The 22,355-nt window shown below is 62.2% G+C and carries 21 protein-coding genes; 7 read left to right on the forward strand and 14 right to left on the reverse strand.

Annotation, left to right across the window (positions count from 1 at the left end; translation table 11 throughout):
* Positions 1-27 precede the first annotated feature (27 nt).
* The 4 genes from corA to AC0L2U_RS09320 all read left to right on the forward strand — a co-directional run bounded on the left by corA (position 28) and on the right by AC0L2U_RS09320 (position 5,123).
* Entirely contained in the window at positions 28-1,122 is a 1,095-nt protein-coding gene (gene corA, locus AC0L2U_RS09305) for a magnesium/cobalt transporter CorA (RefSeq protein ID WP_127270701.1), read from the forward strand.
* A 140-nt stretch (positions 1,123-1,262) separates the two neighbouring features.
* The gene (gene rpsO, locus AC0L2U_RS09310) at positions 1,263-1,574 is read left to right on the forward strand and encodes a 30S ribosomal protein S15 (protein WP_269470859.1); all 312 of its coding nucleotides are present in this window, start codon (positions 1,263-1,265) and stop codon (positions 1,572-1,574) included.
* 276 nt (positions 1,575-1,850) lie between these two features.
* Positions 1,851-3,998, forward strand: a complete 2,148-nt coding sequence (pnp, locus tag AC0L2U_RS09315; RefSeq protein WP_473601773.1) for a polyribonucleotide nucleotidyltransferase — start codon at positions 1,851-1,853, stop codon at positions 3,996-3,998.
* Positions 3,999-4,103: 105 nt separating this feature from the next.
* On the forward strand, positions 4,104-5,123 hold the full coding sequence (locus AC0L2U_RS09320; RefSeq protein ID WP_473601774.1) for a class I SAM-dependent methyltransferase: 1,020 nt from the start codon (positions 4,104-4,106) through the stop codon (positions 5,121-5,123).
* A gap of 15 nt (positions 5,124-5,138) precedes the next feature.
* Here the strand turns inward: AC0L2U_RS09320 and AC0L2U_RS09325 are convergent, their stop codons facing one another.
* The 4 genes from AC0L2U_RS09325 to fabA all read right to left on the reverse strand — a co-directional run bounded on the left by AC0L2U_RS09325 (position 5,139) and on the right by fabA (position 9,501).
* Positions 5,139-6,683 carry a putative bifunctional diguanylate cyclase/phosphodiesterase gene (locus tag AC0L2U_RS09325; RefSeq protein ID WP_127807962.1) on the reverse strand — a complete coding sequence of 515 codons (1,545 nt, stop codon included), beginning with the start codon at positions 6,681-6,683 and terminating at the stop codon, positions 5,139-5,141.
* 205 nt (positions 6,684-6,888) lie between these two features.
* Positions 6,889-7,701, reverse strand: a complete 813-nt coding sequence (fabI, locus tag AC0L2U_RS09330; RefSeq protein ID WP_127398611.1) for an enoyl-ACP reductase FabI — start codon at positions 7,699-7,701, stop codon at positions 6,889-6,891.
* Between the two features lie 13 nt (positions 7,702-7,714).
* Positions 7,715-8,935 (reverse strand): beta-ketoacyl-ACP synthase I, encoded by a 1,221-nt coding sequence (gene fabB / locus AC0L2U_RS09335; protein WP_127318969.1) that lies wholly within the window; start codon positions 8,933-8,935, stop codon positions 7,715-7,717.
* A gap of 50 nt (positions 8,936-8,985) precedes the next feature.
* Positions 8,986-9,501 (reverse strand): 3-hydroxyacyl-[acyl-carrier-protein] dehydratase FabA, encoded by a 516-nt coding sequence (fabA, locus tag AC0L2U_RS09340; RefSeq protein ID WP_013527885.1) that lies wholly within the window; start codon positions 9,499-9,501, stop codon positions 8,986-8,988.
* Between the two features lie 243 nt (positions 9,502-9,744).
* On the opposite strand from fabA, the gene irrA reads away from it, so the two are divergent.
* Both irrA and AC0L2U_RS09350 read left to right on the forward strand, forming a co-directional pair.
* The gene (gene irrA, locus AC0L2U_RS09345) at positions 9,745-10,176 is read left to right on the forward strand and encodes an iron response transcriptional regulator IrrA (RefSeq protein ID WP_024503471.1); all 432 of its coding nucleotides are present in this window, start codon (positions 9,745-9,747) and stop codon (positions 10,174-10,176) included.
* Positions 10,177-10,195: 19 nt separating this feature from the next.
* Positions 10,196-10,360 (forward strand): DUF4260 family protein, encoded by a 165-nt coding sequence (locus tag AC0L2U_RS09350; protein ID WP_473563778.1) that lies wholly within the window; start codon positions 10,196-10,198, stop codon positions 10,358-10,360.
* Positions 10,361-10,428: 68 nt separating this feature from the next.
* Here the strand turns inward: AC0L2U_RS09350 and AC0L2U_RS09355 are convergent, their stop codons facing one another.
* Positions 10,429-10,989: an SH3 domain-containing protein gene (locus AC0L2U_RS09355; RefSeq protein WP_127267923.1), complete on the reverse strand. Its 561-nt coding sequence runs from the start codon at positions 10,987-10,989 to the stop codon at positions 10,429-10,431.
* Positions 10,990-11,136: 147 nt separating this feature from the next.
* On the opposite strand from AC0L2U_RS09355, the gene AC0L2U_RS09360 reads away from it, so the two are divergent.
* Positions 11,137-12,138 carry a 2-hydroxyacid dehydrogenase gene (locus tag AC0L2U_RS09360; protein ID WP_127396805.1) on the forward strand — a complete coding sequence of 334 codons (1,002 nt, stop codon included), beginning with the start codon at positions 11,137-11,139 and terminating at the stop codon, positions 12,136-12,138.
* A gap of 36 nt (positions 12,139-12,174) precedes the next feature.
* Here AC0L2U_RS09360 and AC0L2U_RS09365 read toward each other — a convergent pair whose 3' ends face one another.
* The 9 genes from AC0L2U_RS09365 to AC0L2U_RS09405 form a co-directional block, all read right to left on the reverse strand.
* Positions 12,175-12,660 carry a GNAT family N-acetyltransferase gene (locus tag AC0L2U_RS09365; protein ID WP_127396806.1) on the reverse strand — a complete coding sequence of 162 codons (486 nt, stop codon included), beginning with the start codon at positions 12,658-12,660 and terminating at the stop codon, positions 12,175-12,177.
* Between the two features lie 4 nt (positions 12,661-12,664).
* On the reverse strand, positions 12,665-13,420 hold the full coding sequence (locus AC0L2U_RS09370) for a molybdopterin-synthase adenylyltransferase MoeB (RefSeq protein WP_127807961.1): 756 nt from the start codon (positions 13,418-13,420) through the stop codon (positions 12,665-12,667).
* Positions 13,421-13,503: 83 nt separating this feature from the next.
* Complete coding sequence (recF, locus tag AC0L2U_RS09375) at positions 13,504-14,643, reverse strand: DNA replication/repair protein RecF (protein ID WP_127268057.1); 1,140 nt, start codon at positions 14,641-14,643, stop codon at positions 13,504-13,506.
* Between the two features lie 205 nt (positions 14,644-14,848).
* On the reverse strand, positions 14,849-15,967 hold the full coding sequence (gene dnaN / locus AC0L2U_RS09380; protein ID WP_023811387.1) for a DNA polymerase III subunit beta: 1,119 nt from the start codon (positions 15,965-15,967) through the stop codon (positions 14,849-14,851).
* 304 nt (positions 15,968-16,271) lie between these two features.
* Positions 16,272-17,747: a chromosomal replication initiator protein DnaA gene (gene dnaA, locus AC0L2U_RS09385; RefSeq protein WP_236383352.1), complete on the reverse strand. Its 1,476-nt coding sequence runs from the start codon at positions 17,745-17,747 to the stop codon at positions 16,272-16,274.
* A gap of 919 nt (positions 17,748-18,666) precedes the next feature.
* Entirely contained in the window at positions 18,667-18,933 is a 267-nt protein-coding gene (gene rpsT, locus AC0L2U_RS09390) for a 30S ribosomal protein S20 (RefSeq protein ID WP_013533694.1), read from the reverse strand.
* A gap of 182 nt (positions 18,934-19,115) precedes the next feature.
* Positions 19,116-19,889, reverse strand: coding sequence for an enoyl-CoA hydratase (locus tag AC0L2U_RS09395; protein ID WP_473601775.1), 774 nt, complete (start codon positions 19,887-19,889; stop codon positions 19,116-19,118).
* A gap of 132 nt (positions 19,890-20,021) precedes the next feature.
* Positions 20,022-20,912 (reverse strand): bifunctional DNA-formamidopyrimidine glycosylase/DNA-(apurinic or apyrimidinic site) lyase, encoded by an 891-nt coding sequence (gene mutM / locus AC0L2U_RS09400; RefSeq protein WP_128363863.1) that lies wholly within the window; start codon positions 20,910-20,912, stop codon positions 20,022-20,024.
* Positions 20,905-22,146, reverse strand: coding sequence for a phosphopentomutase (locus AC0L2U_RS09405; protein ID WP_128287817.1), 1,242 nt, complete (start codon positions 22,144-22,146; stop codon positions 20,905-20,907). The genes mutM and AC0L2U_RS09405 overlap by 8 nt, the downstream gene beginning before the upstream one ends.
* Positions 22,147-22,355 lie beyond the last annotated feature (209 nt).

The raw sequence follows: 22,355 nt of genomic DNA on the forward strand, positions 1-22,355 counted from the left end.
CAGTTCGACTCTACGCTCGAGGGGTACATGGCAAAGGCCGAAGCGGTGAACAAACGGGCGCCGGTGAAAACGCGCCGGCCGCCGGTCGGTGCGTCGCCTGGCACGCTGATCGCCGACCCCTCGGCGCGTCGCAGCGAACTCAGGCTGACGCTGATCTCGCCCGAAAAATTCAAGACCATCGAAAATGCCAGCATCGACGACCTCAACACCCATTGCGACAAATGGCCGGTCCTCTGGCTCGACTGCACCGGCCTCGCCAACATCCCGCTGATCGAGGAAATCGGCCGCATTTTCAGCCTGCATCCGCTGGCGCTGGAGGACGTCGTCAACACCGGCCAGCGGCCGAAGGTCGACTTCTTCGAGGACCATGCCTTCGTCGTCGTCAGGATGATCGACGACGTCACCTCGCATCGCTATGAGCAGATCGCCGTCTTCTTCGGCAGCAACTTCGTCGTCACCTTCCAGGAGCGGGAAGGCGATCCGTTCGATCCGGTGCGCAAGCGCATCGAAAGTTCGGCGCCCAACCGGCTGCGCGCCCGCGGTGCCGATTACCTCGCCTATGCGCTGATCGATGCCATCGTCGATAGCTACTTTCCGCCGATCGAGGCCGCCGGCGATACGGTCGACAGCATCGAGGACGAGATGCTGCATTCGCCGCACAAGCATCAGATGCGGCAACTGCATGAATTGCGGCGCGACGCCAACGTGCTGAAAGGCGTGCTTTGGCCGATGCGCGATGCGCTGGCGACGCTGATCCGCAACGATGTGCCCTATGTGAAGGCCGAGACCAAGATCTTCCTCAACGACACGCTCGACCATGCGCTGCGGCTGATCGAACTGGTCGAAACCCAGCGCGACATGCTGACCGGCCTGATCGAAATGCACCTGTCGCTGAGCCAGGCGCGCACCAACGACGTCATCAGCTATCTCACCATCGTATCGGTCATCTTCATGCCGCTCACCTTCCTGGTCGGCATCTGGGGCATGAATTTCGACCCGGAGTCTTCGCCCTGGAACATGCCGGAACTGAAGGCCTATTATGGCTATCCCTTGTCGCTGCTGTTCATGGCGCTTGTCGCGTTCGGGCTGATCGCCTTCTTCAAATGGAAGAAATGGCTTTGACAAGGATAAACCTGCCATTTTGGGCCTGAAAAGCCGGCTGGTGAATTGGGCTGGTGTTTTCCGGGGAATTGCACTATATGCGCCGCAGCATAGCGCTGTGACGCTTTGCTTGCACCGGCCCCTGCTGGACGACATCCCGGCTGAGGGCGACCCGTTTCCTCAAACAGATAAGGAAAAACACGATGTCGATTACTGCCGAGCGCAAACAGGAATTGATGGGTGAATTCGCAACCGCCAAGGGCGATACCGGGTCTCCGGAAGTCCAGGTGGCCATCCTTTCCGAGCGCATCAAGAACCTGACCGACCATTTCAAGGACCACAAGAAGGATAACCATTCCCGCCGTGGTCTGCTTGCTCTCGTCTCCCAGCGCCGCAGCCTGCTTGATTATCTCAAGCGCAAGGACGACGCGCGCTACCAGACGCTGATCGAGAAGCTCGGTCTGCGTCGTTGACGAATTGACCGGCGGGCTTTCGAAGGAGAGCCCGCCGGTCGCGCATTCTGCCAGTCGTATCGACTGGCCAGACCCGGTTTCGATCGTGCAGAGGGCACTCGAAACCGCCCATGGACGGTCATGGGGCAGGATTGCAGGACGCTCGCGCGCGCAGTGCGCCGAAATCACCCGAGCTTCCCGTTGTCTTGCCCGTGGCTGCCCGAGAAAGGAAGCCAGGGAAAGGGCATCCGCGCACCGTGAAACGGCGCGGCCCTTTCCTCATATTAAGGACAAGACATGTTCAATCACCACAAAGTGGAAATCGAATGGGGCGGCCGTCCGCTCATCCTCGAAACCGGCAAGATCGCACGCCAGGCTGACGGCGCGGTGCTCGCCACCTACGGCGAGACCAAGGTTCTCGCCACCGTCGTTTCGATGAAGGAGCCGAAGCCCGGCCTCGATTTCTTCCCGCTGACCGTCAACTACCAGGAAAAGACCTACGCCGCCGGCAAGATCCCGGGTGGCTATTTCAAGCGTGAAGGCCGTCCGAGCGAGAAGGAAACGCTGGTTTCCCGCCTCATCGACCGCCCGATCCGCCCGCTCTTCGCCTCCGGCTACAAGAACGACACGCAGATCGTCGTCACCGTCGTCCAGCATGACCTCGAGAACGATCCCGACATCCTGTCGATCGTGGCCACCTCGGCTGCCCTGACGCTCTCGGGCGTGCCCTTCATGGGCCCGATCGGCGGCGCCCGCGTCGGCTATATCAACGGCGAATACGTGCTCAACCCGCATGTCGACGCGATGCAGGAATCGAAGCTCGACCTGATCGTCGCCGGCACCACCGACGCCGTGCTGATGGTTGAGTCCGAGGCCAAGGAATTGGGCGAAGAGCTGATGCTCGGCGCCGTCATGTTCGGCCACAAGGGCTTCCAGCCGGTCATCGACGCCATCATCAAGCTGGCCGAAGTCGCCGCCAAGGAGCCGCGCGACTTCACCGCGCCGGATTATTCCGCCCTTGAAGCCGAGATGCTGAAGATCGTCGGTGACGAACTCAGCAATGCCTACAAGAACGTCGACAAGCAGAAGCGTTACGCCGCCGTCGATGCCGTCAAGGCGAAGGTCAAGGCAGCGTTTGCCCCGGCCGAAGGCGAAGATGCCAAGTACACCTCCGAGCAGATCGGTTCGGTATTCAAGGAACTCCAGGCCAAGGTCGTGCGCTGGAACATCCTCGACACCGGTTCGCGCATCGATGGCCGTGACCTGAAGACAGTCCGCAAGATCGTCTCTGAAGTCGGCGTCCTGCCACGCACCCACGGTTCGGCGCTGTTCACCCGCGGCGAGACCCAGGCGCTGGTCGTTGCCACGCTCGGCACCGGCGAGGACGAGCAGTATGTCGATTCGCTGACCGGCATGTACAAGGAGAAGTTCCTTCTTCACTACAACTTCCCTCCCTACTCCGTCGGAGAGACCGGCCGCATGGGTTCGCCGGGCCGCCGCGAAATCGGCCATGGCAAGCTCGCCTGGCGCGCCATTCGCCCGATGCTGCCGAGTGCCGACCAGTTCCCCTACACTCTGCGCGTCGTCTCGGAGATCACCGAGTCCAACGGTTCGTCGTCGATGGCCACCGTCTGCGGCACCTCGCTGGCGCTGATGGATGCCGGCGTGCCGCTGGCAAAGCCGGTCGCCGGTATCGCCATGGGCCTGATCAAGGAAGGCGAGCGTTTCGCCGTTCTGTCCGACATCCTTGGTGATGAGGATCACCTCGGCGACATGGACTTCAAGGTCGCCGGCACCGCGAACGGCATCACCTCGCTGCAGATGGATATCAAGATCGAAGGCATCACCGAGGAGATCATGAAGATCGCGCTGGACCAGGCCAAGGATGGCCGCCAGCACATCCTCGGCGAAATGGCGCATGCTCTGACCGGCGCGCGTTCGGAACTGGGTGAGTTCGCACCGCGCATCGAAGTGATGCACATCCCGACCGACAAGATCCGTGACGTGATCGGCTCGGGCGGCAAGGTGATCCGCGAGATCGTCGAAAAGACCGGCGCCAAGATCAACATCGAGGACGACGGCACGGTCAAGATCGCTTCGTCCAACGCCAAGGAGATCGAGGCGGCGAAGAAGTGGATCCACACCATCGTCGCTGAGCCGGAAGTCGGCGAGATCTACGAAGGCACGGTCGTCAAGACCGCCGACTTCGGCGCTTTCGTCAACTTCTTCGGTCCGCGTGACGGCCTCGTCCACATCTCGCAGCTTGCCAACGACCGGGTCGCCAAGACCTCGGACGTGGTCAAGGAAGGCGACAAGGTCTGGGTCAAGCTGATGGGCTTCGACGAGCGCGGCAAGGTCCGCCTGTCGATGAAGGTCGTCGACCAGGCCACCGGCAAGGAACTCGCCCGCGACAAGAAGACCGAAGGCGAAGAAAACGCCGCCTGAACGTCTTGAGTTCATGAATTGAAGCGGGCGCGGCTTATGTCGCGCCCGTTTCATTTCAGCCCCGGTTTGCACTCTCAAATCGCCCAGACAAGTCGAGATCGAACAATGTCCGCCGAGCCGTTGAAGACGCTTTTCCATCCCTTCGAGGCCGAGGCTGTTGCTTTGCCGGGAAAGGGCGAGCGCGTGCTGTTTCTCGGCGCTGAGCCGGGTTTTCGCCTGCCTGAAGGCTTCGAGGCGACGCTTCACCTCGTGCAGGGCTTTCGGCCGCATTTTAGCGCGCTGCAGGCGTCTGGCTGCGTCGTCACCGCGCAAGTGGAAGGCGATGGCTTCGATATGGCACTTGTGCTGGCCGGGCGACATCGGGGTCTGAACGAAGTGCACCTCGCGCAGGCGCTTGAGCGTGTGGCGCCGGGCGGCTTGGTCGTCGTTGGCGGCGGCAAGGATGATGGCATTGCCAGCCTGCGCAAGCGCGTCGGCGAACTTGTGCCGCTGGAGGGCCATCTGCCAAAATATCACGGCATCGCCTTCTGGTTACGCCGTCCCGCGGACCTCGCCGCCGCGGAAGAACTGCGCGCCGCCAATCCCGCTCTGCTGGTTGAAAACCGGTTCCCCACCGGGCCCGGCATGTTTTCCTTCGACCGGATCGATACCGGCTCCAAATTGCTGGTCGAGAACCTGCCCAATGATCTGCGTGGCAACATTGCCGATTTCTGCGCCGGCTGGGGGTATCTGGCTGCCGAGATCGCCGTCCGCTCACCGGGCATTTCGGCGCTCGACCTCTATGAGGCCGATTTCGCCTCGCTCGAAGCCGCGAAGCTCAATCTGGCAGGGGTCACCCAGTCGATCGCCAGAAACTTCTTCTGGATCGATCTGCTGAAGGAACCTGTCGAGAAGCGCTACGACGCGATTGCCATGAACCCGCCCTTTCACCGTAGTCGGGCGGCCGAGCCGGAGATCGGCGCCGGCATGATCCGCGCGGCGGCCAAGGCCTTGAAGCCGGGTGGGCGGCTGTTCATGGTCGCCAACCGCCAGCTTCCCTATGAGCCGATCCTGGCGGCCGCCTTTTCGAGCCATGCCGAACTCGCCCGCGATGGCATGTTCAAGGTGCTTGTCGCTCGTCGTTGATACAATGCACCGCGTTCAATGCAGATTGGCGACGCGTCGGACCTCATCGGTGACATGCACGTCGCCGACCCTGATCTTGAGGGGGGCCGGCCTGCCGTAAAGATAGCCTTGCACCACCTCGCAGCCGGCCGCCCTGAGCAGCGTCGCCTGGCTTTCGGTCTCGACACCTTCGGCAATGATGCTGACGCCGAGCGCGCGCGACAGCCCGACGATGGTCGAGACGACCGCACCCGAGCTGGAATCGGTGTCGAGGCGGCTGACGAAGGACCGGTCGATCTTCAGCTTGCCGAACGAGAAATCGATCAGGTAGCTCAAATTGGAATAGCCGGTACCGAAATCGTCGACGGCGACCGAGATGCCCATATCCGCAAGCTCCTTCAGGATGGCGGCGGCGCGGTCGCGGTCCTGCATCATCGCCGTCTCGGTCACTTCCAGCTCCAGCCGCGACGGCTTGATGCCGGTGCTCGTCATGGCGTCGCGCACGATGCCGACGAAGTCCTTGGTCATGAACTGCACGGGCGAGATGTTGACGGCGACGAAGCAATCGTCGGGCAGATGCCGGGCGTCGCTGCAGGCTTTGCGCAGCACCCATTCGCCGATCGGGCCGATCATGCCGGTTTCCTCGGCGATCGGAATGAACTCCATCGGCGGGATCATGCCGCGTTCCGGATGCCGCCAGCGGATAAGCGCTTCATACCCGACGATGCGGCCGGTCGGGAGATCGAGCTGCGGCTGGTAATGAAGGTCGAAGTCACCACGCTCGAAGGCTATGTGCAGTTCGGATTCGATCCATTGGCGATGGTCGGCGACCCTGCCCATTTCGGCATGGAAGACCGACCAGTTGCCGACGCCGCTGGCGCGCGCGTTCTGCAGCGCCAGATTGGAGCGGCGCAGGATGAGGACCGGATCGACGCCGTCCTTTGGCATCGCCACGATGCCGACCGACAGGCTGACCGATTGCAGGTGCGTACCGAGATCATAGGGCTCCATCATCTCGTCGATGAGTCTCTCTATGGTGCTTTCCAAGGACCCTGAGACTTGATTGTCGGGCAGCAGGATCGCGAATTCACCGGCGCCGATGCGTCCGATCAGCGCGCGCGGTGGCACGCACGTCTTCAAGCGCTTGGTGAAGGCGCGGATCAACTCGTCGCCCTGGCTGTAGCCGATGGCGTCATTGATCTGCTTGAAGCGGTCGATGTCGATATCGATGAGGAACATCGGCTCGCCGGTCCGGCTGGTCGCGCATGCCGCCTCGGCAATCTTGCCGACCATCGCCGGGCGTGCCACCAGGCCGGTCAGCTTGTCGAAATGGGTTTCCGTGAAGACGAAATCCGCCGATTCATCGACGCCGGCGAAGAAGGACATCGCGGCGACCGACGCCGCCAGTGCGCAAAGAGCGGCCATCACCGGGACCATCAAGTCCGCGGAGATGCCGGCAAAACCATCGCCGAGACCGAGCTTCAGGCCCCAGAGCCCGAGGACGAAACTGCCGAGACCCGAACTCGCTATGGTGAGCAGTCGGAACACCGGTGTTCGCTTCGGGTTGCTGACGGCGAGCATTGAAAGTTCCCCTGAGTACGGGGCTTTCTAGCGGATATCTCCTTAAAATGAGTTTCCGCGAATGAATCCAATTTTATTGGACCGAAAGTATTTCTTGAGCGGATCAATGCGCCTGGCGCTGAAACGATTCAGTTGGCGCGCTTTAAGCTTCGTGTCTTCAAATGTCCGCCATTTCAAAACCGTCGCGCACCTTTGGCGGAAGGCGTTAGTCTCGTCCGCCGTCGGTCTGCTTCAATTCGTCGAGCGTCGGCATGGAAACGATATGATAGCCGGAATCGACATAGTGGATTTCGCCGGTAACCCCGGAAGACAGATCCGACAACAGATAAAGCGCCGAGCCGCCGACCTCGTCGATGGTCACCGTGCGGCGCAGCGGCGAGTTTCGCTGCTGGTAGGAAAACATGTGGCGCGCATCGGAAATGCCGGCGCCGGCAAGCGTGCGCACCGGTCCAGCCGATATGCCGTTCACCCTGATGGCGCGCGGACCGTAGTCGTTCGCAAGATACCGGACACTCGCCTCAAGCCCTGCCTTGGCGACGCCCATGACATTGTAGTTCGGCATGACGCGGACCGACCCCGCATAGGTCAGCGTGATCATCGATCCGCCGTCCTTCATCAAGGTGGCCGCATGGCGGGCGACCTCGGTGAAGGAGTAGCAGGAGATCACCATGGTGCGGACGAAATTGTCCCGGCTGGTGTCGGCGTAGAGGCCTTTCAGCTCGTTCTTGTCGGAAAAGCCAATGGCGTGGACGACGAAATCCAGCCCGCCCCATTCCTTGCCCAGAGTCTCGAACGTGGCCGCGACAGAATCGCTGTCCTCGACGTCGCACGGCACGACCAGCGAGGCGCCGAGCTTGTCGGCCAGCGGCCTGACCCGGCGTCCGAAGGCATCACCCTGATAGGTGAAGGCGAGTTCCGCCCCATGTTCGGATAATTTCCGGGCGATGCCCCAGGCGATCGAATGATCGTTGGCGACACCCATGACAAGCCCGCGCTTGCCCTTCATCAATCCGTCCATGGCCGGCAAATCCTTATGCGGAATAGCGCTGGAAAACGAGCGTGGCGTTGGTGCCGCCGAAGCCGAACGAATTGGACAAGACAGTGTCGATCCTGGCGTCGTCGATGCGCTTTCGCACGATCGGCATGCCCTCGAATTCGGGGTCGAGGGTCTCGATATGGGCGCTTTCGCCGATGAAGCCGCCCTGCATCATCAGGATCGAATAGATGGATTCCTGCACGCCAGCCGCGCCCAGCGAATGGCCGGTCAGCGACTTCGTCGAGGTGATATACGGCATCTCTGAGCCGAACACCTCGCGGATCGCGCCCATTTCCTTGGAATCTCCCACCGGCGTCGAGGTACCATGGGTGTTGATGTAGTCGACCGGTGTGGAAACCGTGGCCAGCGCCTGGCGCATGCAGCGGACCGCGCCCTCGCCTGAAGGGGCAACCATGTCGTGACCATCCGACGTCGCGCCATAGCCAACGATCTCGGCATAGATTTTCGCGCCGCGCGCTTTGGCATGCTCAAGCTCTTCCAGCACCAGCACCCCGGCGCCCCCGGCGATGACGAAGCCGTCCCGATTGGCGTCATAGGCGCGGGAAGCGGTCGATGCCTTGTCGTTGAATTTCGACGACATCGCGCCCATGGCGTCGAACAGGTCCGACATCGTCCAGTCGAGATCCTCGTGGCCGCCGGCAAAGATGATGTCCTGCTTGCCCCACTGGATCAATTCATAGCCATTGCCGATGCAATGCGCCGAGGTCGAACAGGCCGACGAGATCGAGTAGTTGACGCCGTGGATCTTGAACCAGGTGGCAAGCGTCGCCGATGCAGTCGACGACATTGCCTTCGGCACCGCGAACGGACCGATGCGCTTGGGACTGCCGTTCTTCAGCGTCGTTTCGGCAGCTTCGACGATGGTGCGGGTGGATGGCCCGCCCGATCCCATGACGATGCCGGTGCGCTCATTGGTGATGTCGCTCTCGCCGAGGCCCGCATCCGCGATCGCCTGATCCATGGCGACATGGTTCCAGGCAGCCCCCTGGCTCAGGAAGCGCATCGCACGGCGGTCGATCATGGCCGATGGATCGAGCGTCGGCGCTCCCCAGACCTGGCAGCGGAAGCCGTGTTCGGCGAAGGAATCGGAGAAGCTGATGCCGGATCTGGCGTCATGCAGAGAGGTCTGCACCTCGTTGGCATTGTTGCCGATCGACGACACAATGCCGATGCCTGTGACTACGACACGTCTCATTCGCAACTCCTTCCAGGGGTGCTGGCCAGAGAGCTGGCCAGGGATGCCGGTCAGCCAACCGCCGACTGCTTGGACAGACCGACTTTCAAATCCGTTGCCGCGTATATGGGTTCGCCATCCGCCTTCAGCCAGCCATCGGCGATGCCGAGCACCAGCCGGCCCCGCATCACGCGCTTGAAGTCGATGCCATATTCGACCTTCTTCACCGAGGGCGTGACCATGCCCTTGAATTTCACTTCACCGGTCGACAGCGCCATCCCCTTGCCGGGTTCGCCCAGCCAGCCAAGATAGAAGCCCGTCAATTGCCACATGGCGTCGAGGCCGAGGCACCCCGGCATGATCGGATTGCCGATGAAATGGCAGGCAAAGAACCACAGGTCCGGCTTGATGTCGAACTCCGCGCGGATGAAACCCTTCTCGAAGGCGCCGCCCGTCTCGCTGATCTCGGTGATGCGGTCGAACATCAGCATCGGCGGATAGGGAAGCTGGGCGTTGCCCGGTCCGAACAGTTCGCCGCGGGCGCAGGCCAGCAATTCGTCGTACTCGTAGCTGGATTTACCCGCCATCAATCTCATCCCCATATCGTTCCGGGCTATCGGGTGCCCTTGTCGTTGGTTTCCTAACACAATCTGTTTCAGGCCGGAAACCGGCGTTTGCGCTTAACCTGCTCGTCTGCCTGGGTCAATGCGCGCTATTGATCGCATTCGGACGACAGAATATATGTCCTGAGAGGTCCGGTTTCGGCAGACGTTCATTTTTTTGCCATTCTGGGCGTGTCTTGGGGCGGAACTGTGGGGTTCGACGAGAAGATGGACCTGGACGGCCGGAAGGAAAATGTCGCTGTGGACAAGCGGGTCCGTGAAGCTGGCCTGAGGCCGACGCGTCAGCGCATTGCGCTGGCCGATCTGCTTTTCGCCAAGGGCGACCGGCATCTGTCGGCCGAGGAACTGCACGAGGAGGCGGTTGCCGCCGGCGTGCCGGTGTCGCTGGCCACCGTCTACAATGCCCTTCACCAGTTCACCCAGGCGGGACTTTTGCGCATCCTCGCCGTCGAGGGCGCGAAAACCTATTTCGACACCAACACCTCCGACCACCACCATTTCTACATCGAAGGCGAAAACCGCATATTCGACATCGACAGTGGTCCGGTGACGGTCGCCAACCTGCCGGAGCCGCCGGAAGGGATGGAGATCGCCAATGTCGATATCGTGGTGAGGCTGCGCCCCAAACGCCGAGAATGACCGGCGAGGCCCCCTTACCGTGCCCGTGCTGTTGCTGCTCGGCGGGCACATGTGGGGCAATGCGGCCGCGATGGCGGTTGCGCTGATCTGGATCGCGCACATCGCCATCGACCGTGCGCTGGCCCATGGCCTGAAGCTGCCAACCGGCTTTCAGGACACCCATCTCGGCCGTATCGGGCGCTAGGCTGACCTGAATTTCAACACACCCAAACCGGGCCGTGAGGGATCGGGGTTAAGATTCTGGGTCAAGAATCAGTCCTTGACCCGTTCGCCGGGATAGGCGCCCCAGACGATCGACTGGGCAAGCCAGCCTGTGTGGCCATCGAATGTCATTTCGCACCACTGGCCGTCGCAGGATTTGATCGTGCCCATGACGCCCGGCTCGACCATCGCGACCACCCTTGCGTCCTTGTTGGGGCTGTTGAGAAGGTTGATCTGGGCACCCTTGCCGCGCTGCCACGGGGCAACGATTGCAGTGCGCCGGCCGGAAAGCAGCGACTGGTTGATCCAGCCTTCCGAACCATCGGCATCGCGCACGCGGCGCCATGTGTCGAATTCCTGGATGATCTCCATCGGCAGGCCGGCCTTCATATACATCCAGTCGACCGAGTAGTTGGCCCCGGGACCGACGCGCGAGTTGACACGGCCGGATTTCAGGCTGACGAAGCGCGGCAGCGGCAGGCCACTCGGACCAAGCGTGACGACGCCCTGGGCAGGTGCAGCGGCACTCTGCGCCACGGCAAGCGGAGAATAAAGCAGAGCGCCGAGAAATGCTGCGCTGAGGGTCAGGCGAAGCGACGCGAAACCAGACACTTTCATTCCTTTCGGCGCTTGCCCATCGGCCTCGGCGCCCCTTTTTCTTTGTCTTCGGCGGCACCGCTTGTTACAGGGAGTAATCGGCACCGCGACCGGCTTTCAGTTTCGCCGGTCTTGGTTAAAGAGGTCTCAACGAGGGAAACAATGGCAGGCAAAAAGAAGCCTCTCGTGGTCATCACGCGAAAGCTGCCCGACCCGGTCGAGACCCGCATGCGCGAGTTGTTCGACGCCAGGCTGAATGTCGAGGACAGGCCGATGACGCAGCCGGAACTGGTCGCGGCGGTCAAGGAGGCCGACGTGCTGGTGCCGACGGTAACCGACCATATCGACGCCGCACTGATCGCCCAGGCCGGCGACAACCTCAAACTGATCGCGAATTTTGGCAATGGCGTCGACAAGATCGATGTCGCGGCCGCGGCCAAGAGGGGCATCACCGTCACCAACACGCCGAATGTCCTGACCGAGGACACCGCCGACATGACCATGGCGCTGATGCTGGCGGTGCCGCGGCGGCTGGCGGAAGGCGCTAATGTGCTCACCGGTGACAAGAAATGGGCCGGCTGGTCTCCGACCTGGATGCTGGGCCGGCGCATCTGGGGCAAGCGGCTCGGCATTGTCGGCATGGGGCGAATCGGCACCGCCGTCGCCAGACGGGCCAAGGCCTTCGGCCTGTCGATCCACTATCACAACCGCCACCGCGTGCTGCCGGCCGTGGAGGACGGGCTGGAGGCGACGTATTGGGAAAGCCTCGACCAGATGCTGGCCCGCATGGATATCATCTCGGTCAACTGTCCCTCGACGCCGGCAACCTTCCATCTGCTTTCAGCGCGGCGGCTGGCGCTGCTGCAGCCCACCGCATATGTCGTCAACACCGCGCGCGGCGACATCATCGACGAGGAAGCGCTGGTCAAGCTGATTCAGGACGGCAAGATCGCCGGGGCCGGCCTCGACGTCTACGAGCATGAGCCGGCTTTGAACAGCAAGCTGCTGAAGCTCGCCGCCAAGAACAAGGTCGTGCTTTTGCCGCATATGGGCTCGGCGACGCTCGAGGGCCGCATCGATATGGGCGAGAAGGTCATCATCAATATCCGTGCCTTCGTCGACGGCCACCGCCCGCCGGATCGGGTGCTGCCGCTCAGGACCTGACGCTGTCGCGGCCCACAAACCCTAAGATAAACCTTACTAGATAGCTTTGCGCATGGTGATCGAGGTCGGCCTGGCATAGCCCTCATGCGCCGTCCGTTCAGTTTCGCGAAAGCCGAGGCGAGCAAAGGCCTCATGATTCCCGGTCAGCTCGATCCGCGTCTGAAGCGCGACGGCGGCCTTGCCGCGGCTACGGGCAAGGTCTTCGACTGCCTGCATCAGCCGCCGGCCAATGCCTTGTCCCTGGCGGTCCGGCGCGACCGCGAACTTGCCGACATAAAGGTCCGCCGCCCTCTCAAGGGCAAAGACGCAGCCGACGATCCTGTCGCCCTGCACCGCCACGAAGCCGGTCTCCAGCCGCGCCTTGTCGCTCAGGGTGTCGGCGGTCAGATGGTGGGCCGAGGAGGGCGGGTCGACAACGCCGTCCATCGAAGCGAAAGCGCGCATGATCAATGCGAGCACATCGTCCCAACGGTCGAAATCGGTCGGGATCCGCGTGATGGAGACAGCTTCGTTCCGGTCCAAGAATTCAGCTTCTCTTGTAGCGGATGGTGTCGAAGCGCGCCGCCAGCGCATCATAGAGCAGCAGCCGGCCGACCAGCGGCTCGCCAATGCCGGTGATCAGCTTGATCGCCTCCATCGCCTGCAGCGTACCGACGACGCCGGTCAGCGCGCCAAGCACGCCGGCTTCGGCACAGGACGGCACCAGGCCCGGCGGTGGCGCCTCGGGAAACAGATCGCGATAGCTTGGGTTGGGCTTGCCGTCCTTGCCGTCTTCGAATGGCTTCAGCACCGTTACCGAACCATCGAAGCGTCCGACGGCGGCATGCACCAGCGGCTTGCCTTCGCTCGCGCAGGCATCGGCCACGGCATAGCGCGTTTCGAAATTGTCGGAACCGTCGACGACGATGTCATAGCGGGCGACGAGGGCGGGCGCATTGTCCGTGGTCAGCCGGAACGTATGCGGTTCGACTGTGGTGTTGGGATTGATGCGAGCGATTGCCGGCTTGGCGCTATCGGTCTTCAGCAGGCCGACAGTGTCGGTACCGTGAATGACCTGGCGCTGCAGGTTGGACAGCGAAACGGTGTCGTCATCGATCACGCCGAGTGTGCCGACGCCGGCGGCGGCAAGATATTCAAGCACCGGCGCGCCCAGTCCGCCAGCGCCGATGACCAGCACCCGGGCCTGTTTCAGCCTTTGCTGGCCGGCGCCGCCGATCTCCGGCAGCACGATGTGGCGGGCATAGCGTTCGATCTCGTCTGCGGTCAGGGCGGCAGTGGTCATTGCCTGATCATACAGGGACTGAAAAACCTTGTCAGGGGCCAACGCACCTGTTGATGTCGCCCAGGAACACGAGGCACAATGGTCTAGATCGTTGGCCCAACCGTCCCATGGTCGACAGTCAGGAATTGCGCGCGCCCCTGGAGACTGGAAAACAGCGCTGCATCGGTTCCTGTCATGAACGCCTGGCAGTTCAGTTCCTCCAGGATGGAGAACAGCGCCGCGCGCCGCCGGCTGTCGAGATGCGCGGCGATCTCGTCGAGCAACAGGATCGGCGTCATGCCCGACATTTCGCCGGTCAGCCTTGCGTGCGACAGCACGATGCCGACCAGCAGTGCCTTCTGCTCGCCGGTCGAGCAGAGTTCGGCCGGCATCGCCTTGGGGCGGTGTCGAACCACCAGATCCGAACGGTGCGGGCCGTCGAGGGTGCGCCCGGCGGCGCGATCGCGCTCACGGCCCCCGGCAAGCGTCCGACGGAAGCGCTCCTCGACATCGACCGCCGGCGCGGCGGCGATTTCGGCTTCCAGATCGCCCGAAAGGCCGATATCGGCCCGCGGAAATGGTCCCGTGTCGGGCAGCCTGTCGATCATGGTGGCGAGCAGCCGCACCATTTCGGCCCGCGCCGCGGCTATCGCCACACCGGTTTCGGCCATCTGCGTCTCGATAGCGTCGAACCAGCGGTCGTCCCGGGAGTTTTCGGTAAGCAGCCGGTTACGACCGCGCATAGCCTTCTCGTAGTCGATCGCACGTTGCCCGTGCCCGGGATCGATCGCCAGCACGAGCCGATCGAGAAATCGCCGGCGATCCGCGGCCGGTCCGGTGAACAACGCGTCCATGGCTGGCGTCAGCCACACCACGCGCAGCCATTCCAGCATGTCTTCGGCCGAACGCGCCGACGCTCCGTTGATGCGCACCCGCCTGCCGCCTTCGCCGGCGGTGTCGCCGCCGGAAATGCCTGTTCCGATCTCGACCTGGCCGTCAGGTCCGTCGAGCCGGGCATGCAATGCAAAGCCGCCGTCGCCGCCCTCGCGTGCGACATCCACGTAAGGGGCGCGGCGCAAACCACGCCCCGGTGTCAAAAGGGAGATTGCTTCGAGGAGATTGGTCTTGCCGGCGCCGTTGTCGCCGGAAAAAACCACGGCACCTGGCGCCAGATCGATCGTCAGCGCCGCGTAGTTTCGGAAATTGGTAAGTGTAAGCTTACTTATGTGGTTCTGTGCCGGCAACCGCTATCCGCCTATAGAGCGTTCCATCGTTTCACGGAAACGCAAAACCAATCTATCTCTTTGTTTTAACGCAATTCCCAAGGGAAAGCGCTATGCGCCTTTCCCGGGAAAACCGCTTCACACTTTTCCTGGAATTGCTCTAGAAGTTGCCGTAAATATCGCGCTTGCCGGTCCACAACAGGACCGAAGTGCTGACACCGCGCCGCTACACCCGCATCGGCATCAGCACATAGAGTGCGGTCTCGTCGGCCATGTCGTGGATCAGCGTCGGCGAGCCGGCGTCGGCCAGCATGAACTTGGCTTCCGTGCCGGTCAGTTGCGCGGCAACGTCGAGCAGGTACTTGGCGTTGAAGCCGATCTCGATCGGATCGGATGAATAGTCGGCGGACAGCTCTTCGGTGGCGCTGCCTGAATCGGGATTGTTGACCGCAAGCGTCACCTGACCCTCGCTGATCGACAGCTTCACCGCGCGGCCGCGTTCGGAAGAGATGGTCGAGACGCGATCGACAGCGGCGGCAAAACTCTGGCGGTCGATGATCAGCTTCTTGTCGTTGCCGGTCGGAATGACCCGCTGATAGTCGGGGAAGGTGCCGTCGATCAGCTTCGAGGTCAAAACCACGCTGCCGATCGTGAAGCGGATCTTGGTGTCCGACAGTTCGGTGGTGACCGCGACATCCGGATCGTCGACGAGCTTCTGCAACTCGCTCACCGTCTTGCGCGGAATGATGATGCCCGGCATGCCTTCGGAACCCGCTGGCGCATCGATCTCGGCGCGCGCCAGGCGGTGGCCGTCGGTCGCTACCGAGCGCAGCTTCAACTTGCCGCCGACCTCATGCGTGTGCAGATAGATGCCGTTCAGGTAATAACGCGTCTCCTCGGTGGAGATGGCGAATTGGGTCTTCTCGATCAGGCCTTTCAGGGCAACCGAGTCGAGACGGAAGATATGCGAGAACGATCCGGCCGAGAGCTCCGGGAAGTCGGATTGCGGCAGGCACTGAAGGCGGAAGCTCGAGCGGCCAGACGTCACCGTCATGGCGTTGCCGTCCTCGTCCGTCTTCAGCATCACCTCGGCGCCATCGGCAAGCTTGCGCACGATGTCGTAGAGCAGATGTGCCGGGACTGTCGTCGCCCCGCCGCGCTCCACCTTGGCGGGCGTGGCTTCGGTCACCTCGAGGTCGAGATCGGTCGCCTTCATTTCAAGGCTGGCGCCTTCGGCGCTGAGCAGCACGTTGGACAGGATCGGTATGGTGTTTCGCCGCTCGACCACACGATGGACGTGGTTGAGCGACTTCAGGAGATTTGACCGTTCCAGGATAACACGCATGACGAAACAGGCTCGCTTGAATGAATGACGGGTCACCAGTGAGCGGCGTCCCGCGAAAGGTCTGAACAGGTTCAGAATCTGCGTAAACTGACAGGAAAAAACCAGCAAACGCAAGCCCGCGCCACCGGTTCAGGCCGGCTACGCGGGCTTTCTGGGGATAACGCGCCCGAAGTCCGCGAGCCAGTGTCGTAAAACCGAAATCCAGATCGCTTCCAGGCGGCGCCACGAGCCCGATCCAGGCCCAGCGCCGCACTGGCAAGCCATTGAATTCCGGTATTGTTCCGGCTCGGCCATCCCCGGAGGATCAGGCCTGGTCGTTGATCAACCGCCTCAGAAGCTCAAGTTCCTGCGCCAGCGTGTTGTCGTTGCCGGAAAGGTCCTCGATCTTGCGCACGGCATGCAGCACCGTGGTGTGATCGCGGCCGCCGAAACGCCGTCCGATCTCGGGTAGCGAGCGCGGCGTCATCACCTTCGACAGGTACATGGCGACCTGCCGCGGCTTGACGATGGTGCGCGTGCGCCGGTTGGACAGCAATTCGGTCTTCGACACATTGTAGTGACGCGCCACGATGCGCTGGATGTCCTCGATACGGACACGCTTCGGCTCGCCGGTGCGATAGATGTGGCCGAGGATTTCGTCGATCCGGTCGATGGTGATCTGCGGCTCGAAGGATTGACGGAACAAAAGCTGATTGAAGGCGCCTTCCAGCTCGCGTCCGCTGCCGGTCACGGTGCGGGCGACGTGATTGAGGATCTCCTCCGAAATGTCGAGCGATGCGTCGTCGCTCCTGGCCGTGGCAAGGCGCAATTTGAGCATGCCGAGGCGCATGGCGAAATCGGGCGCCGACATTTCAAGCGCGACACCGCCATTGAGGCGCGAACGGACCCGCGGTTCGAGCGATTCCAGTTCCGATGGCGGCCGGTCGGCGGCGACGACGACCTGCTTGGCGCTGTCGAGCAGCATGTTGATGAGGTGGCAGAATTCATGCTGGATCGACTTGCCCTGCAGAAACTGCATGTCGTCGATGATGAGCAGGTCGATGTCGCGCAGCTGTTCCTTGAGCGTCAGCGCGTTGTTGTCGCGGATCGCGGTGGCAAAGCGCCACATGAAATACTCGGCCGTGAGATAGACGACGCGCGACTTGGGGTTTTGCTTCAGCGATTCCGCAGCGATGGCCTGCAGCAAATGTGTCTTGCCGAGCCCGACGGTTGCGTGAAGGAAAAGCGGATTGAAGCGCACTGCGCTCGATTGCGATTCCGCTACCGCCTTGGCGGCGGCGAAGGCCACCCGGTTCGACGGTCCCTCGATGAAGGAGCCGAACGTGTAACGCGGATCGAGCGGCGACCCCAGCACGTTGTGGCGAAATTCGCTCTCGATCGGTGTGCCCGGACGCGGAGCCGGTGCGCGCTCCACCCGGCTGGGGCTGACTGTGCCGGCGGCAAGTGCCGTCTGCGTCTGCCGTGTCATCTTGCTGCGTGCTGGCGTTACCTCTGGCTCGGCCTGGCTGCGTCCCTGACGGGTTGCCGTGCGCACGACGATGTCGATCTTGAGGAGATCGGCATCCTCCTGCTTCCACAGCTCGGAAATGAGGTCGAGATAGTGGCCGTTGATCCATGAACGTAGGAAGGCGGTAGGCACGGAGATGCGGACGATGCCCTTGGAAGCCTCGGCGACCTTCATGCGGCCAAACCAGCTCGAATAGACTTCGGTTCCCAGGCGCGCCTTCAACTGGGTCTTGACCCGGTCGAATTTCTGTTCCGCGTCGCTGGACACCGCCATGTCGTTTGCTCCGATCAAAGTTCCAGGAAATGGGAGGTCGCCCGTAAGTTCCCTTTCAATGCCGCTCTGCATGATCTTTTCCTTGTCCTTCCGTACCTGTTTTCCACCGGGGATGCGCCTCCTGCATCCGGTTCCGGCGACCTAAGTCTTTGCTACGATGTCCGCTGCCGCCGCCGGCAGATGAACGTCGCCCATTATCCGTGGGAACCGGTGCCGGCCCATGGAAGCCAGTCCGCGTTGGGTATGTCAGGGCAATACAACACCGCCCGGCGAAAAGAGCGCCGGCGCGCCGTCTACCTGCCATGTCTAGTTACGCCAGTCCCCTACCGTATCGACAAACCAAAGCCGTCCGCGGACTTAATCCGCGTTGCAAATCCCGCCAATTTAAGCTGGCCGATTCAGGCTTAGGCTAAGAGCCAGAGCCCGTCCCTTTCGATAGATCGACACTACCGAAATCGCTGTGGATAGGGCAAGGCCACGTCTAACGGATTTTTAAGGAATCTGGTTAGTGGAGGCGGGTTCGAGTGGCGTGCCGCGACGGCACATTTTAACAAAGCCATTGTGATTCAAACCCTTTTCCGGCGAATATGAAAAACCGGGCGCTGACAGAAATATTCTGAAATAATTCGCTTGACAGCGACTTCTCCCCGATCGGGCCGGTCCGGTGTGGACAAGCTGTGGATCACCATCTGTAAGTCACTGAAAGGTATAAGCTATTTCTGACAGTTAAGAATCTTTAGGTCGGCCGTTTCAAGCATGCCGATCACCAGCAGGCATGCATATGCCGGCAAACTATTCCTAATTGTGAAATGCCGCATAAGACGCCGTTTCCGGACATTCTTTTTAAGTGCTTGCCGGCAAACGAAAAAACCCGGCACAAACGGCCGGGTTCGAAGAACGTCAGTCTAGGCAAGTAATGTCAGGCCGACAGTACCTTGACCCGCTGAGCCAGTCGCGACACCTTGCGGGACGCCGTGTTCTTGTGGATCACGCCCTTGGTCGCGGCACGCATCAATTCCGGCTCCGCGATCTTGAAGGCAGCCTGTGCGGCAGCCTTGTCACCGGAGGCAAGGGCCTCTTCGACCTGGCGGATATAGGTGCGGACGCGCGAGCGGCGGTTCTTGTTGATCGCTGCGCGGCGGACGATCTTGCGCGTTGCCTTTTTGGCCGAGGATGTATTGGCCATGATGCCTCTCTTCTGATCTGGTCGGCGCATGCGGGATGCCGCAGGGCGCAAAAAACAAACGGGCAGCCACGGGGCCGCCTCGGTTGGTGCGGCTTATAGTTCAGCTTTTCCGGCGCGTCAACGCTGCCCGGCCTTCTTTTTGGCGGCCAGCAGCCATCTTCTTCGCGGCCAAGGGATTGGCGTCAGCGGTCGGTGAAATTCGGCTTCCGCTTCTCGGCAAAGGCCGCCATGCCTTCCTTCTGATCGTCCAGTGCAAACAGCGAGTGAAACAGCCGGCGCTCGAACCGCAATCCCTCGGCAAGCGTCGTCTCGAAGGCGCGGTTGACAGCCTCCTTCGCCATCATCACCGATGGTAGCGAGAAAGCGGCGATCTTGGCCGCGGCCTTCAGCGCCTCCTCGACAAGCTCGCCGGCAGGCACGACCCGCGACACCAGGCCAGACCGCTCGGCCTCGGCGGCATCCATCATCCGCCCGGTCAGGCACATGTCCATCGCTTTCGACTTGCCGACGAAGCGGGTCAGCCTTTGTGACCCGCCCATGCCTGGAATGACGCCGAGGGTGATCTCGGGTTGGCCGAATTTGGCCGTGTCGGCGGCGATAATGAAATCGCACATCATCGCCAACTCGCAGCCGCCGCCGAGTGCATAGCCCGCCACCGCCGCGATAATAGGCTTTCGCGCCCGCGTCAGTTCCTCCCAGCCGACGAAGAAGTCTTGGGCGTAGGCGTCCGCGTAGGAGATGGACTGCATCTCCTTGATATCGGCGCCGGCGGCGAAAGCCTTTTCGGAACCGGTGATGACCATGGCGCCGACACCGGGATCGGCGCTGAACCCGTTCACGGCCGCCACCACCTCGGTCAGAATCTGCGAATTCAGCGCGTTGAGCGCCTGCGGCCTGTTCAGCGTGATCAGCCCGACCTTGCCGTGCGTCTCGGTGATGATCGTCTCATAGGCCATGGCTGCTTCTCCTTGCTCACGCTCGCCTAGAGCGGTTCATCGTTTCACGGAAACGCAGAACCGCTCCATCTCTCTGTCTTGACGCAATTCCGAACGGGAAACCGTTCCCACTTTTCCTGGAATTACTCTGACTCATCGCTGACATGTCCGGCAATAAAAGGTCGATCGGCCGCTCTGCACGACACGTTCGATGTGGCCGCCGCAGCCGGGTTTGGAACAGGCCTCCCCCTCGCGGTCGTAGACGGCGAAGGCGTGCTGGAAATAGCCCAGCGACCCATCGGTCTGCATATAGTCCCGCAGTGAGGAGCCGCCGGCTGCGATCGCATCCGATATCACCGAACGAATGGCTTGCGCGAGGTGTTCGCTTTGGGCCTGGGCTTTCTTTCCGGGCCTGGCGATCGTGCCCGCCTCGCGCAGCGGCGACAGGCCGGCACGCCACAACGCCTCCGACACATAGATGTTGCCGAGCCCGGCGATCAGCCTCTGGTCGAGAAGCGCTGCCTTCAGTGGTGATCGCCGCCCCTTCATCAATGAGGCGAGCAGCGCACCGTCCAATGTGTTGCCGGTTGGCTCGACGCCAAGTCCAGCCAGCATCGGATGAACGTCCGGCAGCCCTTCCGCAAACAGCATGAAGCCGAAGCGGCGCGGATCATTGAAGATCACGCGGGACCGGGCACCGGCCGGAGACACGATATGGAAGACGACGTGGTCGTGATTGGAGCTCTTCGAGCGGTCGTGCCGGAAGATGCCGGGCATGTCGCTGCCATCGGCCGTCTCTATGCGGAATGAGCCCGACATGCCGAGATGGCAGATCAGCATGGGGCCGCCTTCCAGGTCCATCGTCAGATACTTGGCCCGGCGGCCGAGTGCCGTGATCGTCTTGCCGGTCAGCCGCTGCGCGAATTTCTCGGGAAATGGAAAGCGCAGATCCGGTCGGCGCGCCTCGACGCGGGCGATGGTAGCGCCTTCCAGAACCGGCTGCAGCCCGCGCCGGACGGTTTCGACCTCCGGCAATTCAGGCATGACCGCCGATCGCCGTATAGAAAGACGTGCCGTAGCGTCCGGGCGCCAGCCCGAGATGCTCGGCCACGGTCTCGCCAATGTCGGCGAATGTCGTTCTCAGTCCGATGTCGCCGCCCTTGAGACCCGGTCCAGTGCCGATCACCGGAATGCGCTCGCGCGTGTGATCGGTCCCGCCCCAGGTCGGGTCGTTGCCGTGGTCGGCCGTCAGGATGAGAAGATCGCCCTGCCGCAGCCTCGCAAATGCCTCCGGCAGCCGCAGGTCGAAGGCCTCGAGCGCGGCAGCATAGCCCGCGACATCGCGGCGGTGACCGAATTCGGTGTCGAAGTCGACGAAATTGGCGAAGACGAGGTCACCGTCGCCGGCATTATCCATCGCACCCAGAGCCTCGTCGAACATCGCCATGTTGCCTGCCGCCTTGCGCACTTGCGAAATTCCGCGATGGGCGAAGATGTCGCCGATCTTGCCAACGGCGATGACACGGCTGCCACGCGCCGTCAGCCGGTCGAGCAGGGTCGGTTCCGGCGGGGGCACGGCGTAGTCATGACGGTTGTATGTCCGTTCGAAAGTGGCGGTGGTTTCGCCGACGAATGGCCGCGCGATCACCCGTCCGATCCTCAGCGGGTCAACCAGCCTGCGCACCACCTGGCAGAATTCATAAAGCCGGTCGAGGCCGAAATGGACTTCATGCGCGGCGATTTGCAGGACCGAGTCGACCGACGTGTAGCAGATCGGCTTGCCGGTCCGGATGTGCTCCTCGCCGAAGCGCTCGATGATCTCGGTGCCCGGCGCATGGCAATTGCCGAGAATGCCCGGCACCTGGCCTTCGCGAATGATAGCCTCGGTCAGTTCGGCCGGAAAGGCGGGAACCGTATCCGGGAAATATCCCCAGTCGAGACGCACCGGCAGGCCGGCGATTTCCCAATGGCCCGATGGTGTATCCTTGCCGCTCGAAACCTCCTGCGCGGCGCCGTGGAAGGCCGTGGCGAGCAGATCCGCCCCGCTGCTGGCAAAGCCTAGCCCCGTCGCGGTTTCGGCAGCCTTGCCAAGCCCGAGCGAGGCCATGTGGGGGACAAACAGCGGTCCACTGCGAAGCCCTTCGCGATCCGCGCGGCCCTCTGCACAGGCTTCTGCGATGTGCGCGAATGTGTTGGCGCCGGCGTCGCCGTAGCGGTCGGCGTCGGCCGCTCCACCGATGCCGAATGAGTCCAGGACGAAGAGAAAGGCTCGCGCCATCGAGTTGTTGCCAGTTTGACCGACCAGACATAGGGTTCCGCGACTTCATTGGCAATTCGGAAACCAAACGGCAACGGCTTGGCGTGATAGTCTGGTGCATGTCGCCCAAAAGTGCGTAGCGGTTTTGGGACAACGACATGCACAAGCAGAGATGCATGTCGCCCAAAAGTGCGTAGCGGTTTTGGGACAACGACATGCACAAGCAGAGT

This window comes from Mesorhizobium sp. WSM4808 (genome assembly GCF_055811675.1).

Bases quoted from the DNA above. Each gene is read 5' to 3' on its own strand.
- corA (WP_127270701.1), top strand. From the start codon at position 28: ATGGCAAAGGCCGAAGCGGTGAACAAACGGGCGCCGGTGAAAACGCGC.
- pnp (WP_473601773.1), top strand. From the start codon at position 1,851: ATGTTCAATCACCACAAAGTGGAAATCGAATGGGGCGGCCGTCCGCTC.
- AC0L2U_RS09320 (WP_473601774.1), top strand. From the start codon at position 4,104: ATGTCCGCCGAGCCGTTGAAGACGCTTTTCCATCCCTTCGAGGCCGAG.
- AC0L2U_RS09325 (WP_127807962.1), bottom strand. From the start codon at position 6,683: ATGCTCGCCGTCAGCAACCCGAAGCGAACACCGGTGTTCCGACTGCTC.
- fabI (WP_127398611.1), bottom strand. From the start codon at position 7,701: ATGGACGGATTGATGAAGGGCAAGCGCGGGCTTGTCATGGGTGTCGCC.
- fabB (WP_127318969.1), bottom strand. From the start codon at position 8,935: ATGAGACGTGTCGTAGTCACAGGCATCGGCATTGTGTCGTCGATCGGC.
- fabA (WP_013527885.1), bottom strand. From the start codon at position 9,501: ATGGCGGGTAAATCCAGCTACGAGTACGACGAATTGCTGGCCTGCGCC.
- irrA (WP_024503471.1), top strand. From the start codon at position 9,745: ATGGACCTGGACGGCCGGAAGGAAAATGTCGCTGTGGACAAGCGGGTC.
- AC0L2U_RS09360 (WP_127396805.1), top strand. From the start codon at position 11,137: ATGGCAGGCAAAAAGAAGCCTCTCGTGGTCATCACGCGAAAGCTGCCC.
- AC0L2U_RS09370 (WP_127807961.1), bottom strand. From the start codon at position 13,420: ATGACCACTGCCGCCCTGACCGCAGACGAGATCGAACGCTATGCCCGC.
- dnaN (WP_023811387.1), bottom strand. From the start codon at position 15,967: ATGCGTGTTATCCTGGAACGGTCAAATCTCCTGAAGTCGCTCAACCAC.
- dnaA (WP_236383352.1), bottom strand. From the start codon at position 17,747: ATGGCGGTGTCCAGCGACGCGGAACAGAAATTCGACCGGGTCAAGACC.
- rpsT (WP_013533694.1), bottom strand. From the start codon at position 18,933: ATGGCCAATACATCCTCGGCCAAAAAGGCAACGCGCAAGATCGTCCGC.
- AC0L2U_RS09395 (WP_473601775.1), bottom strand. From the start codon at position 19,889: ATGGCCTATGAGACGATCATCACCGAGACGCACGGCAAGGTCGGGCTG.
- mutM (WP_128363863.1), bottom strand. From the start codon at position 20,912: ATGCCTGAATTGCCGGAGGTCGAAACCGTCCGGCGCGGGCTGCAGCCG.
- AC0L2U_RS09405 (WP_128287817.1), bottom strand. From the start codon at position 22,146: ATGGCGCGAGCCTTTCTCTTCGTCCTGGACTCATTCGGCATCGGTGGA.